The organism is Nocardia sp. CA-135953, assembly GCF_050955735.1.
In the GTDB taxonomy this organism is placed as follows: domain Bacteria; phylum Actinomycetota; class Actinomycetes; order Mycobacteriales; family Mycobacteriaceae; genus Nocardia.
Genome location: NZ_CP192082.1, coordinates 3,364,281 through 3,379,446 on the forward strand (window position 1 = coordinate 3,364,281; position 15,166 = coordinate 3,379,446).

The 15,166-nt window shown below is 66.9% G+C and carries 10 protein-coding genes and 2 pseudogenes; 7 read left to right on the forward strand and 5 right to left on the reverse strand.

Annotated features, from left to right (window positions below):
• Window positions 1–23: 23 nt before the first annotated feature.
• Window positions 24–1,184, reverse strand: a complete 1,161-nt coding sequence (locus ACQPXH_RS15450; RefSeq protein WP_433603021.1) for an XdhC family protein — start codon at window positions 1,182–1,184, stop codon at window positions 24–26.
• 64 nt (window positions 1,185–1,248) lie between these two features.
• Here ACQPXH_RS15450 and ACQPXH_RS15455 point away from each other — a divergent pair, with 64 nt between their 5' ends.
• From ACQPXH_RS15455 to ACQPXH_RS15470, 4 genes and pseudogenes are all read left to right on the forward strand, one after another.
• Window positions 1,249–2,205: a LysR family transcriptional regulator gene (locus tag ACQPXH_RS15455; RefSeq protein ID WP_433603022.1), complete on the forward strand. Its 957-nt coding sequence runs from the start codon at window positions 1,249–1,251 to the stop codon at window positions 2,203–2,205.
• A gap of 88 nt (window positions 2,206–2,293) precedes the next feature.
• Window positions 2,294–2,503: pseudogene (locus ACQPXH_RS15460) on the forward strand (nitroreductase family protein); the annotation flags it as partial.
• Window positions 2,504–3,091: 588 nt separating this feature from the next.
• Window positions 3,092–5,038: a glycoside hydrolase family 15 protein gene (locus ACQPXH_RS15465; protein WP_433603471.1), complete on the forward strand. Its 1,947-nt coding sequence runs from the start codon at window positions 3,092–3,094 to the stop codon at window positions 5,036–5,038.
• Window positions 5,039–5,359: 321 nt separating this feature from the next.
• Window positions 5,360–7,564 (forward strand): molybdopterin oxidoreductase family protein, encoded by a 2,205-nt coding sequence (locus ACQPXH_RS15470; RefSeq protein WP_433603023.1) that lies wholly within the window; start codon window positions 5,360–5,362, stop codon window positions 7,562–7,564.
• A gap of 10 nt (window positions 7,565–7,574) precedes the next feature.
• Here the strand turns inward: ACQPXH_RS15470 and ACQPXH_RS15475 are convergent, their stop codons facing one another.
• A complete protein-coding gene (locus ACQPXH_RS15475) occupies window positions 7,575–8,465 on the reverse strand; it encodes an alpha/beta fold hydrolase (protein WP_433603024.1) in 891 nt (296 codons plus the stop codon).
• Between the two features lie 138 nt (window positions 8,466–8,603).
• On the opposite strand from ACQPXH_RS15475, the gene ACQPXH_RS15480 reads away from it, so the two are divergent.
• Complete coding sequence (locus ACQPXH_RS15480) at window positions 8,604–10,463, forward strand: Na+/H+ antiporter (protein ID WP_433603025.1); 1,860 nt, start codon at window positions 8,604–8,606, stop codon at window positions 10,461–10,463.
• Here ACQPXH_RS15480 and ACQPXH_RS15485 read toward each other — a convergent pair.
• Complete coding sequence (locus ACQPXH_RS15485; RefSeq protein ID WP_433603026.1) at window positions 10,452–11,012, reverse strand: TetR/AcrR family transcriptional regulator; 561 nt, start codon at window positions 11,010–11,012, stop codon at window positions 10,452–10,454. The genes ACQPXH_RS15480 and ACQPXH_RS15485 overlap by 12 nt on opposite strands.
• 203 nt (window positions 11,013–11,215) lie before the next feature.
• Between ACQPXH_RS15485 and ACQPXH_RS15490 the strand changes: the two genes are divergently transcribed.
• On the forward strand, window positions 11,216–11,854 hold the full coding sequence (locus tag ACQPXH_RS15490) for a TetR/AcrR family transcriptional regulator (RefSeq protein WP_433603027.1): 639 nt from the start codon (window positions 11,216–11,218) through the stop codon (window positions 11,852–11,854).
• Window positions 11,851–12,753 (forward strand): annotated as a pseudogene (locus ACQPXH_RS15495) (enoyl-CoA hydratase-related protein). The gene ACQPXH_RS15490 and the pseudogene ACQPXH_RS15495 overlap by 4 nt, the downstream one beginning before the upstream one ends.
• 91 nt (window positions 12,754–12,844) lie before the next feature.
• Here ACQPXH_RS15495 and ACQPXH_RS15500 read toward each other — a convergent pair.
• Together ACQPXH_RS15500 and mshC are read right to left on the reverse strand one after the other, a co-directional pair.
• Window positions 12,845–13,561: a dienelactone hydrolase family protein gene (locus ACQPXH_RS15500; protein ID WP_433603028.1), complete on the reverse strand. Its 717-nt coding sequence runs from the start codon at window positions 13,559–13,561 to the stop codon at window positions 12,845–12,847.
• A 165-nt stretch (window positions 13,562–13,726) separates the two neighbouring features.
• Entirely contained in the window at window positions 13,727–14,965 is a 1,239-nt protein-coding gene (mshC, locus tag ACQPXH_RS15505; protein WP_433603029.1) for a cysteine--1-D-myo-inosityl 2-amino-2-deoxy-alpha-D-glucopyranoside ligase, read from the reverse strand.
• Window positions 14,966–15,166: the final 201 nt, after the last annotated feature.

A 15,166-nucleotide genomic window follows, 5' to 3' on the forward strand; every position in this document is an offset into this window, starting at 1 on the left:
CCTCGGCCCCGCTGATGCCACCGTCAAGACCGATTTAAGGAATCACTTAATTCGCTGTTCGCGCTGGTCGTGTGGTGGATCCGGCCGCCGGTTCCGCTCAGTGCGCCGCCGTGTCCGCCCCAGCGTCGTGCGATGATCTCGGCCGCGATGGACACCGCCGTCTCTTCCGGTGTCCGCCCGCCCAGATCCAGCCCGATCGGGCTGGCGAGGCGGGTGAGTTGTTCGTCGGTGAGGCCTGCCTGTCGCAGCCGGCCCAGCCGCTGGTCGTGTGTGCGGCGCGAGCCCATGGCACCGACATAGCCGATCTGCGGTGCGCGCAGTGCCACCTCGAGCAGCGGAACGTCGAACTTGGGATCGTGGGTCAGCACGCACACGACGGTTTGCGAATCGACCGCGCCGGCCGCGATCTGCGCGGCCAGGTAGCGGTGCGGCCAGTCGACGACGACCTCGTCGGCGGTCGGGAACCGGGCGGAGGTGGCGAAGACCGGTCGCGCGTCGCACACCGTCACCCGGTAGCCGAGGAACGATCCCTGCTGGGCGACGGCGGCGGCGAAATCGATCGCCCCGAACACCAGCATCCGCGGTTGCCGGGCATAACTGGCGACGAAAACACTCATGCCCTCGCCGCGGCGCTGCCCGTCCGGACCATAGGACAGCACTTCGGTGCGGCCCGCCGCGAGCAGCCCGCGTGCGTCATCGATGACCGCATCGTCGGCGCGCGCCGACCCCAGCGCGCCGTGCGCGTCGTTCGGCCGGATCAGCAGCCGACGCCCTACCCGGGCGGTGTCGGGGTGCTCGATGACGGTCGCAACCGCGACCGGCCGGTGCTCGGCGATATCCGCGGCGACCTCGCCGAGTTCCGGAAACGTCTCCCGCGAGACCGCTTCGACGAAGATGTCGATGATGCCGCCGCAGGTGAGACCGACAGCGAATGCGTCCTCGTCGGAGAAGCCGTATCGCTGCAGCACCGGAGAGCCGGTCCGGATGACATCGGTGGCGAGTTCGTAGACCGCGCCCTCGACGCAGCCACCGGAAACCGAACCGCCGACCGTTCCGTCCGGGGCGACGACCATGGCGGCACCGGGCGGTCGCGGTGACGAACGGAAGGTCCGCACGACCGTCGCGACCCCAGCTGTGCCCCCGGCGTTCCATGTTGTCATCAGATCCGTGAGCACGTCCTGCATTATGCGTCCTCCAGACGCGATGCAGCCGTCGACGCCGCGTCCACCTCCAAAGTAGACTCGGATCGTGACGCCCGCCCAGCTTCGGGCCTACTCGACCGTGGTGCGGCTCGGCTCCGTCCATGCGGCGGCCGGCGAGCTGGGGATGTCGGATGCCGGTGTCTCGACCCATATCGCCCAGCTGCGCAAGGAACTCGACGACCCGCTGTTCACCCGCGCGGCATCGGGTCTGGCGTTCACCCCCGGCGGGTTGCGCTTGGCCAGCCGGGCGATCGAGATTCTCGGGCTGCAGCGCCAGACCGCCATCGAGGTGAGCGAGGCGGCGCACGGCCGACGGCTGCTGCGTATCGCGGCATCGAGTGCGTTCGCCGAACATGCCGCGCCCGGCCTCATCGACCTGTTCGCGGCGCGGGCCAAGGATCTGTCGGTGGAGCTGAGTGTGCATCCCACCAGTCGGTTCCGCAGCCTGATCGAGACCCGTGCGGTGGATATCGCGCTGGGGCCCGGGCGTGAGGGCACCGACTCGACCATCACCGCCCGGCCGTTTCTGAAGTATCAGATCATTTCGGTCGCGCGCCCCGACAGCCCACTGGCCGACATCGCACCGCATCCGGCGCTGCTGCGGGAACAGCGGTGGATGCTGGGCCCCGGTGCAGGCAGTGTCGACGGGCATATCGCGACAATGCTGCGCGAGTTGGCCATTCCCGAATCACACCAGCGGATCTTCCAGAGCGACGCCGCCGCCCTCGAAGAGGTTCGCTGTGCCGGAGGCATCACCTTGACGATCGGCTTCGCGGTGTCCTCCGACCTCGCGACCGGCCGGTTGCGACACATCAAGGGACCCGGCCTTCAGGTATCCGACGAGTGGTGCGCGACCACCTTGCCACCGGACACCCGCCAGCCCGCGGTGTCGGAACTGCTGCGGTTCATCACCACCCCGCGATGCACCCAGGCGATGATCCGCGGGTCCGGTGTCGGTGTCACCCGGTTCCGCCCGAAAGTGCATGTGACGCTGTGGAGTTGACGCGGGCGCCGCGATGGAGCATCGGCGCGGCCCGGGGATTCCCGTCAGGACGTCCACAATATCGAGTGCCCGCGTTGGAGGGAGGTCTATGTTCGACCTCGAGGAAGTGGTCAGGGAGCGCCATTCGACACGGATGTTCTTGCCCGATCGACCGGTTCCGAGACGATTGGTGGACGAGGCGCTTGCCTTGGCTGTTCGTGCGCCGTCGAACTCCAACATCCAGCCGTGGCAGATGGTGTTCGCCTCCGGAGCTGCCCGGGACCGGCTGGTGGCAGCGGTGCTGCACGAGGCCCGCAGACGGCCGCCCAAAATCCCGCCGCTTCCCCACGCGTTCGCTCACCTGCGTCGTGAATTGGGCGCGCAGGTCTATGGGGCGATGGGAATCGCTCGCGAAGACATCGAGCGCAGGCGGGTCGCTGTTCTGCGCAACTGGGAGCGGCCGCAACGACCACGGCATCGCCTCGATCGGCACTGTCGCAGCGGAGCTGTCCATCCGGTTCGTCTTGGATCCGGTCGTGAATTCCGTATCGGTCCCCATGATGACGCGGCCTTCACTGTCGATCAGCACCACCCGCTGACCGAATGCTTGGAATCGCGCAAGCAAGACCTCCTCGATCGCGGCAACCGGCACATCGGCGCCGGCGATGGCCCGGACATCGTCTTCTTGTTCGATCGCGTCCCACCACATCACGATGGGCGGTCGCCTCGACCGCGGGGTCCAGCTGTGGGATGCGGTCCGCCGTGGATTCTGGACGAAACTGATCCCGCCGCCGCTGATGGCCACAGGGCCGGCATTGACATAACGTCGCCGAGCACAGTCGTTTCGGTGCATACTCAGCCCGTATCGCTTTCAGAGTTCAGCGCCGAGACGACGATGGAGCGACACATGGACGACGACAGCGAACCCATGCCGCGGCCGACGGCGTTCCCACGCATCGACGACTACGGTTTCATCTCCGACTGCGAGGTCACCGCGCTCATCGCGCCCAGCGGAGCCGTCGAATGGATGTGTCTACCCCGCATGGACTCCCCCAGCGTCTTCGCGGCCATGCTCGATCGTTCCGCCGGTTCGTTCCGGTTCGCCCCCGCCGACTACATGGTGCCCACCGATCGCCGTTACGTCCCGGGCACGATGGTCATGGAGACCAGTTGGCGCAGTGGCGAGGGGTGGGCGACGGTCCGCGATGTGCTGCTGGTCGGGCCCTGGCGACACCAGGTACCCGGCCGTAGCGCTCATTGCCGAACCCCCACCGACTACGACGCCGAGCACATTCTGCTGCGAACGGTGCACTGTGAGACCGGGCAAATCCAGTTCGTGCTCGACTGCCAGCCGTCCTTCGACTACGGCAGGCATCGCGCGCATTGGGAGTACCTCGACAGTTACTACACCGCGCAGGCCGGCGCCGACGGGATCGATCTGCAGCTGACGCTGAGCACCGACGTGCGCTTGGGGCTGGAAGGGACCCATGCGCTGGCCCGCACCCTGCTGAAGGCGGGCGACACACGCTTTTGCGCGCTCTCCTGGGGTAGTCGTGACGCGCCGCGCGCCGTCGACGAGGCCGATGCGCGGCTGCTGCGGACCATCCATCATTGGCGGCACTGGCTGGCCGGTGGGCGGTTTCCGGACCATCCCTGGGCTGCCCAGCTCACCCGCAGCGCGCTGACTCTCAAGGGGCTGACCTTCGCGCCCACCGGCGCCATCAGTGCCGCCGCCACCACGTCATTACCCGAAACACCAGGCGGACAACGCAATTGGGACTATCGCTACTCGTGGATACGCGACTCCGCCTTCGCACTGTGGGGCCTGTACACGCTGGGTTTCAGCTGGGAGGCCAACGACTTCTTCTCCTACATCATCGGTTTGACCGAAGACGTCCAGGATATGCAGATCGTCTACGGCATCGGCGGCGAAAGCGACCTCACCGAGCAGACTCTCACCCACCTGCGCGGCTACGAAAATGCCCGCCCCGTGCGCATCGGCAACGGCGCGTACCGGCAACGCCAGCACGATGTGTGGGGTGCTGCGCTGGACGCGGTCTATCTCTACGCGCGCAACCGGGACCGAATCGACGCGCGAGCCTGGTTGGTGCTGAGCCGGGCGGTCAAAAGCGCTCTCACCTACTGGCGCGAGCCCGACCATGGCATCTGGGAAGTACGCGGGGAGCCCCAGCATTTCACCTCCAGCAAGGTGATGTGCTGGGTTGCCGCCGATCGTGGCGCCCGGCTGGCTCGCATCCACCAGGACTTCGAGCGCGCGCATCGCTGGCAACGGGCGGCAGACGAAATCCGCGCCGACATATGCACGAACGCCCTCGATTCCCGCCAGGTGTTCACCCAGTGCTACGGCAGCACGGCGCTGGATGCCTCGACGCTGCTCATCCCGCTGGTTCGCTTCCTGCCGCCAGACGACGACCGGGTGCGCAACACGGTGTTGGCCATCGCCGACGAACTGACCGAGGACGGCCTCGTATTGCGCTACCGCGTCGGTGAAACCGACGATGGCTGCGCGGGGGAAGAAGGTGCCTTCACGATCTGCTCGTTCTGGCTGGTCTCGGCGCTGTCGGAGATCGGTGAGAAGACACGAGCCGAACAGCTGTGCGAGAAACTGCTCGCCTACGCCAGCCCCCTGGGCCTCTACGCCGAGGAGATCGACCCCCGGACCGGTCGGCACTGGGGCAATTTCCCGCAGGCGTTCACCCACCTCGCGCTGATCAACGCCGTAATGCACGTCATTCAGGACGAACAAGCGATATTGCGGCAGGCGCTCGGCGGGGAATCGATCGCCCCACGACTCGACGATGCATCGTTCACGCTGGGCTACATGCACCGCTGACCCTGCTGCTGCAGCCCGGGTCATCCGCGCGATGACCGCACTCGAAATGCCGGCAGTCGCGACGCCGCTGGTCCGGAGCAAGGCCGAGATCTCACTCGGCAGACCGGATTCGGCACGAAATCTCTTCGCGCATACCAACTTCCGAATGTCTCGGTCGATACCGTTCGGTTTCGCGGACCGGCGCGCCGTGGTCGAGGCTACGGCAATCGATCCCGCGCGCGGACGAATCCGTGGTCCGGCTCGATCGGAACGGTGTACCCGCCACGGTAGGCGCCGCTACGATGAGACGGTAACTCTCTCAATGGTGTGGAGGAACACGGGATGGGTGCTACCACCGTCGCTCGGCAATGCACGTTGTGTGAGGCGCACTGCGGGATTCTGGTGACCGTCGAGGATGATCAGGTCACCCGGATCGAGGGCAATCCCGATGATGTGCTCTCGCAGGGGTATATCTGCCCGAAGGCGACGGCAATGGGTGGGCTGCACCACGATCCGGATCGATTGCGCACACCGGTGCGCCGGGTCGGTGACCGGTTCGAGCCGATCGGATGGGACGAGGCGTTCCGCGAGATCGGGCGGCGGCTGCGGCAGGTGCGCCGCGCGCACGGGGCCAGCGCGATCGGAATGTACCTGGGAAATCCGGCCGCACACAGCTCGTCGGTGATCTACGGCGCGCTGCTGCGCACGGTGCTGATGACACGGAACTTCTTTTCGGCGTCCTCGATCGACCAGTTTCCGCAGGAGTTCGTGGCCTGGCGGATGTTCGGATCGAATGTACTGATGCCGGTGGCCGATATCGATCGCACCGATCGACTCGTGATCATGGGCGCCAATCCGGCGGTATCCAACGGTTCGGTGACCACCATGCCCAATGCGAAGCAGCGCATCCGGGACGTAAGCAAGCGCGGCAAGGTGGTCGTCATCGATCCGCGCCGCACCGAGACCGCGCGCCTGGCCGATGAGCATGTGGCCATCGCACCCGGCGGTGATGTGTATCTACTGCTGGCGATGCTGCAAGTGCTGGTCAGCGAAAACCTGTGTGCGGAAAGCAGGATTCGCGCGCAGTGCAGCGGATGGGACGAATTGCGGGCACTGGTCGCCGATGTGACACCGGAACTCGTCGCGCCGCTCACCGGCGTCGACGCCGAGACGATTCGGCGGCTGGCGCGCGAGCATGCGGCGGCGGATTCGGCCCTGGTCTATGCCCGGATCGGGATATGCCACCAGGTGACCGGCACGCTGACACATTGGCTGGTCAACACCATCAACGCGGTCACCGGGAATCTGGATCGGCCCGGCGGGCAGATGTTCGCGACGCCGCCGATCGATGCGCCGCGATTCGGGAAATATCTGCCGGTGGGCTACGGAGCGTGGACCGACCGCTCCGGCACCTACAAATCGTTTCGCTCCGAGCTGCCGGTCGCGGTGCTGGCCGACGAGATCCGCACCGAGGGCGCCGGGCAGATCCGCGCGATGATCACCTACGCCGGCAATCCGGTGCTGTCGACGCCGCAGCGCGGCGAACTCGACGCCGCACTGGACTCGCTGGATCTCTATGTGGCCGTGGATATGTACGTCACCGAGACGACCCGGCACGCGGATATCATCCTGCCGCCGATCTCCCCGCTGGAACGCGAGGATGTGAACATTCTGTTCCCGGTGTTCAGTGTCCGGAACAATCTGCGCTACGACGCCCGCGTTTTCGAACCTCCCGCCGACGGACTCGAAGATTGGCAGATCATGGCGCGGCTGATCACCGAGCTGGTGCCGCTGCCGGCGCGCCGGTTCACCACACGGGCGGTCAATGCGCTTCTGGCGCAGTTCAGTCCGATGCGGTTGACGACCCTCGGGGTGGCCGCAGGTCCGTACGGGGTGCTGCGGCGCGGTCGCAAGGGATTGTCTGTCGCGAAGGTGCGCGCCGCGGCCGGGGGGATCGATCTCGGTCCGCTGCAGCCGCGATTGCGCACGTTGATCGGGACGAAGGATCGCAAAGTGCGCCTGGCGCCCGACGATTTCGTCACGGCCGCACGGGAATTGCTCGACGACGCGCGCCGGGGCAATGCGCTGACCACGCCCGCCGACGGCTACGACCTCAAACTCATCGGCCGCCGCCACCTGCGCAGCAACAACTCCTGGCTGCACAATGTCCCGTCCATGGTGAAGGGCCGCGACCGCTGCACCGCCCTCATGCACCCCGCCGACGCCGCCGAACGCGCCCTCACCGACGGCACACCCGTCGCGGTCACCTCCCGCACCGGCTCGATCGTGGTCACCCTCGAGGTCAGCGACGATATCCGCCGCGGCACCATCGCCATCCCGCACGGGTGGGGGCACCGTGAACCCGGCGTCGGATGGCACGTGGCGGCGTCTCTCCCGGGCGCGAATGTCAATCTGCTGCACGACCCGTCGCTCACCGACACCTTCTCCGGGAACGCGGCGGTCAACAACACGTGGGTGACAGTGACTCCGGCGACGCCCGCGCCGACGGCGCCGGATGTCGATCGCGAGGCTGCGCCGACTTCGTAGGACTGTGCGTCTACCGCACACGGCTGGCGTGGAAATCCAGCACCGCGGCCAAGGTCTCCCTGGGGGCTTCGAACTGCGGGTAATGGCCGACCTTCGGCAACTCGACCACATCCGGATCCGGGATCAGCTCGCGATAGCGGCGCACCATGTGCGCACCCGACACCGGATCGAGCAGACCGTCGATCAGCCGGACCGGAACCTGCGTGTCGACGAGCGCGCCCACCCAGCGCTCCCGGTTCGCCTTGCGCTCACCCATATATCGAATCAGCTTGTGCCCGTTGCTCTTCCCGTGCTTGCTGCACCACAGGATCCAATACTGATCGAGCTCGTGAGAACTGGGACGGGTGTCGGGACCGAAGACCCCGGCGAGGCTGCGACGGAAGACCCGCTCGGTACCCAACACTCCGAGCAGCGGTCCCAGCGGACTCGCCAGCAACTTCTGCACCGGTCGCGCACGATGGGTCTCGGGGAACAGTCCGCCGTTGAGCAGACATACCGATTCGATCACCAAAGAATCGTCGCCCTCGGCGCGGCGCCGTGCGTCGCGGGCCAGCAACTCCTGGGCGACGGTGTCCCCGTAATCGTGGGCCAGGATGTGCGTGCGGGAAATCCCCTGCTCACGCAGCAGATTCTCGTGGAGATCGGCCTGATCGGCGATCCGGTAATCGTAATTGCGGGGTTTGGCCGACCAGCCGAAGCCGATCATATCCGGGGCGATGAGCCGCGCGAAGCGCTCGCGCAGACCCGGCCACACCGCGTGCCAGTCCCAGGACGCGGTGGGGAAACCGTGGATACAGAGCAGATTTCCGGCACCGTCACCGGTGCTGTCCTGCCAGAAGATCTGATGGCCGCGGTGGGTGTGCCGCCGACCGCTCGCCCGCCAGGACGCAAACTCTTCCATGTCTACCTCCTTCGTGCCGACAACTATTGCGCGCGCACGCTACCGCCACAGCCATTCGGGGGAACCGAACCACACCGTCCCGTGTCACGTACCGCATGGTCTTTTCGAGCCGGGTGTTTGCTCTGCGAGAATGCCACAGTGCATGTCGCGATCGGCCTCGTTGTTCTAGTCGCGTCGGCGGCGTCGCTCGCGGCGCTGTCGCGACGATTCGGGATATCCGAACCGCTGGTGTTGACGCTGGCCGGGGTGGTCGCGTCGTATTTGCCGCACGTTCCCGAGGTCCACCCGGATCCCGAGGTCATTCTGTTGGGCTTCCTGCCGCCGCTGCTCTACACCTCGGCGATTCGCACCTCCCTGGTCGACTTCCGGGCCAACGCGCGCACCATCGCGCTGCTGTCGGTGGGTCTGGTGCTGTTCAGCACGTTCGCGGTCGCGGCGGTGGTGTGGTGGCTGCTGCCGGTGCCGTTCGCGGTGGCGGTGGCCCTGGGTGCGGTGGTCGCGCCGACGGATGCGGTGGCCGCGACCGGGATCGCGCGGCGCATCGGGATGCCGCGCCGGATCGTCACGATCCTCGAAGACGAGTCGATGTTCAACGACGCGACCGCGCTGGTGACGGTGCGCACCGCGATCGCGGCGGCCGCGGGCACGGTGTCGGTGTTGCAGGCCGGTGGTGACTTCCTGCTGGCAGCGGGCGGTGGTGCGGCGGTGGGCATCGTGGTCGCCTATCTGCTGGCGATGCTGCGGCGGCGCATCACCGATCCGGTGCTGGACACCACGCTGTCGTTCCTGGCGCCGTTCCTCGCCTATCTGCCCGCCGAGGGGATCGAAGCCTCCGGTGTGATCGCGGTGGTGACCTGCGGCATGGTGCTGGGGCACGGTGCGCCGGTGTGGCAGAGCGCCGCCTCCCGGATCGCCGAACGCACCAATTGGCGCACCATCCAATTCATTCTCGAGAGCGTCGTCTTCCTGATGATCGGGCTGCAGATGCGCGCGATCATCGAGGGCGCGTGGGACAGCGACCTCGACCACACCACGCTGATCGTGGGGGCGGTGGCGGTCATGTCGGCGGCGATGCTGTCGCGGCCGCTGTGGGTGTTCCCGGTCGCGTTGCTCTCGCGCAAACTGGGATTGTCGAATTCCGATGTACCGCTGAGTCATCCGGTGGTGGTGTCGTGGGCGGGCATGCGCGGTGTGGTCACCCTGGCGGCGGTGCTGCTGCTGCCCGCCGACACCCCGCAGCTGCCGGTGCTCAAACTGCTCGCGCTCGTCGTGGTCGCGGGAACGCTACTGCTGCAAGGGACTTCGCTGCCGTGGGTGGTGCGGCGGCTACATGTGCGCGGCCCGAGTCGCGCGGAAAACGCACTGCAGAAGGCGAATCTGCTGCAGCAGGCGACCGCGGCCGGACTGGCCGAACTGGACAAGCACATCACCCCTGACACGCCGCCGGGTGTCGTCGAACAACTGCGCGACCGGGTCACCTGGAAGACCAACGCGGCCTGGGAACGACTGGGCCGCTCGGAATCGGAACTGGCGACACCGACCGCCGAATATCGTCGGCTGCGGCTGGAAATGCTACGCGCGGAACGGGAAGCGGTACTGCGCGTGCGGGATTCGGGCGGCGCGGACTACGAGATCCTGCAGTACGTGTTCTCGCGGCTCGATCTCGAGGAATCCATGATCGACCGCTTCGACGAAACCGAAGAGCAACGCGTCGAACCGCTCGCCGCCCCGGTGGCGGCCGACAGCTGCGCGCATCTCGAGTCCGCGCCGCTGGTGCGTGAGCCCACCGAACCCGACGAGTGCAAGGAATGTACCGCCGAGGGATATACCTGGGTGCATCTGCGAATGTGCCTGTCCTGCGGGCACATTGCCTGCTGTGACTCCTCGGTGGGCAATCACGCGACCAAGCATTATGCCGCTACCGGACATCCGGTGATGCGCAGCGTGGAGCCCGGTGAGGCGTGGCGGTGGTGCTATGTGGACGAGCTACTCGGCTGAGCGGCGGGCGTGGGAGTAGATCAACCGCGCGTACTGGGCCAGCAGTTGGTCCAGTGAAATATCCTCCCTGCCCGCGGCGATCTGCTGGTAGCCGATCAGCATCGACATGCCGAGTGCGGTGACCACCGCCGTGGTCTCCTCGGCGCCCACAACGCCTTTGATCGCCTTGTGCACGGTGCGGCGGCGCGATTCGTCGACCCGCTCGAGTGCCAGATTCACCGATTCGTCATTGCCGGCCCAGGCCCGGATCGCGGCCTCGGCGGCGTGGTGCAGGCCCGCGGCGAGGTCGGACATGGCGCGGATGTCGTCGTCGGGATCGCCCTGGTTGAAGTTCAGCGTGCGCAGGATGATGACCTGGCGGTTCTCCCAATGCTCGAGCAGCGCGTCCACGAAGCCCTGCCAGCTGCCGAAATGGTGGTAGAACGAGCCGCTGGTGACACCGAGACGGCGGCACAGCACGCCGATATTGAGGCCCTTGAAGCCGAGTTCGGCCAAGACCTCCAGAGCGGTGTCGAAGTACTGCTCCTTGGTGACCACCACTCGTGACATTCGCAGGCGCCGTTTCTGTCGTGCGGGCAGGGTGGACCGGACAGTACCTCATCGTATGTCCGTCGCGCCGGAACATAACGAAGCCCACGCACGCACCACGAAAGTACCCGCGACCGGGTGAAACATGCAGTGGCATAGCGGAAGAGGGTTTGCCGGGGAGCCGCCGATCTATAACAGAGCAATTGCTCTGTTATAGTCGTGGCATGCCCCGCCCACGAACCCATGACCCCGACACCGTGCTCGATGCCGCGGAGTCGCTGGCGGTGCGCTCGGGTCCGGCCGCGGTCACCATCCGGGCCGTCGCGGCGGCCACCGGCGTGTCCAACGGCGCGATCTATCACACCTTCGGCTCGCGCGCGGAACTGCTCGGACGCAGCTGGTTACGGGCGGCGGGGCGGTTTCTGCAGATGCAGACCGAATCGGTCGAGGCGCATCTGTCCGCGAACGACCCCACCTCAGGCGCGCTCGAGGCGGTAGTGGCCGCCGCCGAGACGCCGGTGGAGTTCGCGCGGCGATACCCGGACTCCTCGAGACTGCTGCTGACCGTCTCACGTGACGAACTGCTCGGCGACGAACTGCCCGAACAGGTCGTCACCGAACTCGCCGGAACCGATGACGCGCTGGTGCGACTGCTCATCCGGCTCTCACGTGCCCTGTGGGGCCGCGGTGACGGCGCCGCGGTCGATGTGATCACCACCTGCGTCGTCGATTTGCCGACCGGCATCCTGCTGCGCCGCGACCGGATCGCGAAACCCATTGCCCGCGAGCACCTTCGCGCCGCCGTGCGCGCGGTGCTCGCGGTCGGCCCACCCGAACAACACCTGGAGCAAGGAACGACATGAGCACACTGAGCTACCACGAAAAGATCGCCGTCCTCGACCTCGGCGACGACGAAAACCGTTTCACCCCGGACTTTCTCGACGCGGTCGACGCCCACCTCGACACCGTGATCGCCGAGGAAGCACACGGTCTGGTGACCACCGCGAGCGGCAAGTTCTACTCCAACGGCCTCGACGTGGACTGGCTGGTCGCCAACGGTGACCGCACCCAGTGGTACATCGGCCGGGTGCAGGCTCTGTTCGCCCGCGTGCTCACCCTGCCCATACCCACCGCTGCCGCACTGCCCGGGCACGCTTTCGGCGCCGGCGCCATGCTCGCCCTCGCCCACGACTATCGGGTGATGCGCGCCGACCGCGGCTTCTTCTGTCTGCCCGAGGTCGATATCCGTATTCCGTTCACCCCGGGCATGGCCGCCCTGATCCAGTCCAAGCTGGCCCCCAAGGCCGCGGTGGCGTCGATGACGACCGGTCGCCGCTTCGGCGGAATAGATGCCGCAGCGCTGGATATCATCGACGCCACCGCGGGCGAAGCCGCGGTCGCCACCGCCGCCATCGCGATGCTCGCCCCGCTCGGCAGCAAGGATTCCGCGACGCTGGGCGCGATCAAGAACACGATGTTCGGTCCGGTCGTCGCCAAGCTGACCGAATCCAGCTCGTAAACGGCCGATCAGGTGCTGCCCACCGCAATAGCGCTCGCCGAGAAGATCGCCGCCAACGCACCGCTGTCGGTGCGCGCATCCAAGCGAATCATGCATCGCAGCAATGAATTCGGCTCCGATTGGGATGCGCCGATGTGGGAGATGAGTTTCCGGGAGGCGGGACCGATCTTCGCCAGCGAGGACGCGCCGGAAGGGCCGCGCGCGTTCGCCGAGAAGCGTGCGCCGCAGTGGCGCGGGGAGTGAGGTTTTCGCCGCAAGTCATCGGGGGTGGTGGGATGCGGACGTGCGAGAGCTTTGATCGGACCTTCGGGTTGCGCCGTGCCGCGAGCCCGCGCTACTCGGATTCGTCCGCCGCAGGTGCATCGGTCAGGTGCTTGTCGAAGAACGCGAAGATGCGATGCCAGGCATCGCGGGTGGCCTCGGCGTCGTAGCCCAGACCGGCGACCCGCAGAACCGGCTCGATGCCGAAGACGTTGGCGAAGCCGTGCATGGTGCCCGGGTAGGTCTCGATGTCGTGCTCGACACCCAGATCGGTCAGCACACGATCGAGTTTGCGGCCCGCGCCCAGGAGTGAGGGATCGAGCTGGGCGTAGCTGGCCACCACCGGGCACGCACCCTCGAGTTGGGTGCGGTAGTCGCCGTAGAGGCCCGGATAGAACGGTGCGGCCGCATCGAAACCCATTGGCGCGGTGAGCAATGCGAAACCACCGCCCATGCAGAAGCCGATGACCGCGGTCTTGCCGGTGCAGGCGGAATCGGCGACCAAGCGGTCGCGAGCGGCGAGTACCTCCCGGATCGCGGGGCTGGCACCGGTGAAGATCAGCGACCGCATCACCGCGCGGATGCAGCGCACCCGGCCATTGGCGAACAGGTTCGGGGCGATCGCGAGATAGCCGTAGTCGGCGAGCATTTCGACATTGCCACGGATATCCGGGCCGAAACCGACACCGTCGTGCAGCACCACGACACCGGGCCACGGACCATCCCCGGTCGGGCGGGCCAGGATCGCTTCGAGAGCGCCGTCCGGTGCGTCGAGCTCGATGGTGTCCATGTCAGCAATGTAGGCGACTGTCCCAGACGTGTACAGCTATTGCGTGGCGAGCCGCTATCGCGCGACACGAATTTCGGAGTTGATCGTGAAATGCGCGGTATCGCGGCCTCGGGCGGCTCAACCTCTGCCGACGGTCTCCATCGACGCGCCCGACATCAGGGTGGATTACAGCTGTACGCCCAGCAGACCGTCCACGGCGGTTGTGATCAGGCCTGGGGCCGCGCTGTCTCGACCTCCGTAGTTCAGGGCCTGGTTGGCCCAGTTGTCCACGGCGGCAAGGGCTTTCGGGGTGTCGAGGTCGTCGGCGAGGTGTTGGCGGAGGCGGGCGACGGTGTCTTCGGCGGCCGGGCCGCAAGCGAGCGCGGTGGCTCGGCGCCACAGGTCCAGGCGAGTGGTGGCGTCGGCGAGGACGGCGTCGGTCCACATGCGGTCTCGGCGGTAGTGACCGGCGAGCAGGCCGAGGCGGATCGCGGCAGGGTCGACGCCCGCGGCGCGCAGTTTCGAGACCAGCACCAAATTGCCGCGCGATTTGGACATCTTCTCGCCGTCCAGGCCGATAAGACCGGCGTGCACGTAATGGCGGGCGAAGCGGCGGCCCGCGATCAATGCCTCGGCGTGTGCGGCGGAGTATTCGTGGTGCGGGTAGATCAGGTCGCTGCCGCCGCCCTGGATATCGAATTCGGGGCCCACGCGGTTGAGCGCGATAGCCGCGCACTCGATATGCCAACCGGGTCGCCCGGCACCGAAGGGCGCCGGCCACGACGGCTCGTCGGGACGCGCGGCGCGCCACAGCAGTGCGTCGATGGTGTCGCGCTTGCCGGGACGGTCGGGATCGCCGCCGCGTTCGGCGAACAGGCGATCCATGGTTGCGCGGTCGTAGCCGGATTCGTAGCCGAACTGCTCGGTGGCATCGGCGCGGAAGTAGATGTCCGGATATTCGGCATCCTCGACCGTGTATGCCGCGCCCGAGGCCAGCAGCTTCTCCACGAATTCGATGACCTCGTCGACGGACTCCACGGCGCCGATGTAGTCGCGCGGCGGCACGACGCGCAGAGCGGACATGTCCTCGCGGAACAGATTGATCTCGCGGGTGCCCAGATCACGCCAGTCCACACCGTCGCGGGCGGCGCGCTCGAACAGCGGGTCGTCGACGTCGGTGACGTTCTGCACGTAGTGCACCTCATGGCCCGCGTCGCGCCACAACCGGTTGACCAGGTCGAACGTCAGGTAGGTGGCGGCATGCCCGAGGTGGGTGGCGTCATAGGGGGTGATCCCGCAGACGTACATGGTGGCCGTAGGACCCGGGGTCACCGGGCGAACCTGTCGGTCGGCGGTGTCGTACAACCGCAACGGTGGCCCTGCTCCGGGAATTGTCGGTAGGGCGGTATCGGACCAGGACTGCATGATTCGAGGGTAAAGGTGTGGTGGCGGCCATTGCGCCGCGCCCTGCCCTCAGCAGTAGGTTGTAAGGCAACCACCCCGGATCTGACCTGCCCCGATGCCGCAAATGTCGAATGTCAATGTTTGCCGTCCGCCGGATCGAATTGCCGCGAGTGGCGCAGGTCACTGTCGCTGAGTTGCCATGCGCACCGGGCTGTCCGAATT

Coding starts and splice junctions, on each gene's coding strand:
- ACQPXH_RS15450 (WP_433603021.1), bottom strand. CDS start 1,184: ATGCAGGACGTGCTCACGGATCTGATGACAACATGGAACGCCGGGGGC.
- ACQPXH_RS15465 (WP_433603471.1), top strand. CDS start 3,092: ATGGACGACGACAGCGAACCCATGCCGCGGCCGACGGCGTTCCCACGC.
- ACQPXH_RS15470 (WP_433603023.1), top strand. CDS start 5,360: ATGGGTGCTACCACCGTCGCTCGGCAATGCACGTTGTGTGAGGCGCAC.
- ACQPXH_RS15475 (WP_433603024.1), bottom strand. CDS start 8,465: ATGGAAGAGTTTGCGTCCTGGCGGGCGAGCGGTCGGCGGCACACCCAC.
- ACQPXH_RS15485 (WP_433603026.1), bottom strand. CDS start 11,012: ATGTCACGAGTGGTGGTCACCAAGGAGCAGTACTTCGACACCGCTCTG.
- ACQPXH_RS15490 (WP_433603027.1), top strand. CDS start 11,216: ATGCCCCGCCCACGAACCCATGACCCCGACACCGTGCTCGATGCCGCG.
- ACQPXH_RS15500 (WP_433603028.1), bottom strand. CDS start 13,561: ATGGACACCATCGAGCTCGACGCACCGGACGGCGCTCTCGAAGCGATC.
- mshC (WP_433603029.1), bottom strand. CDS start 14,965: ATGCAGTCCTGGTCCGATACCGCCCTACCGACAATTCCCGGAGCAGGG.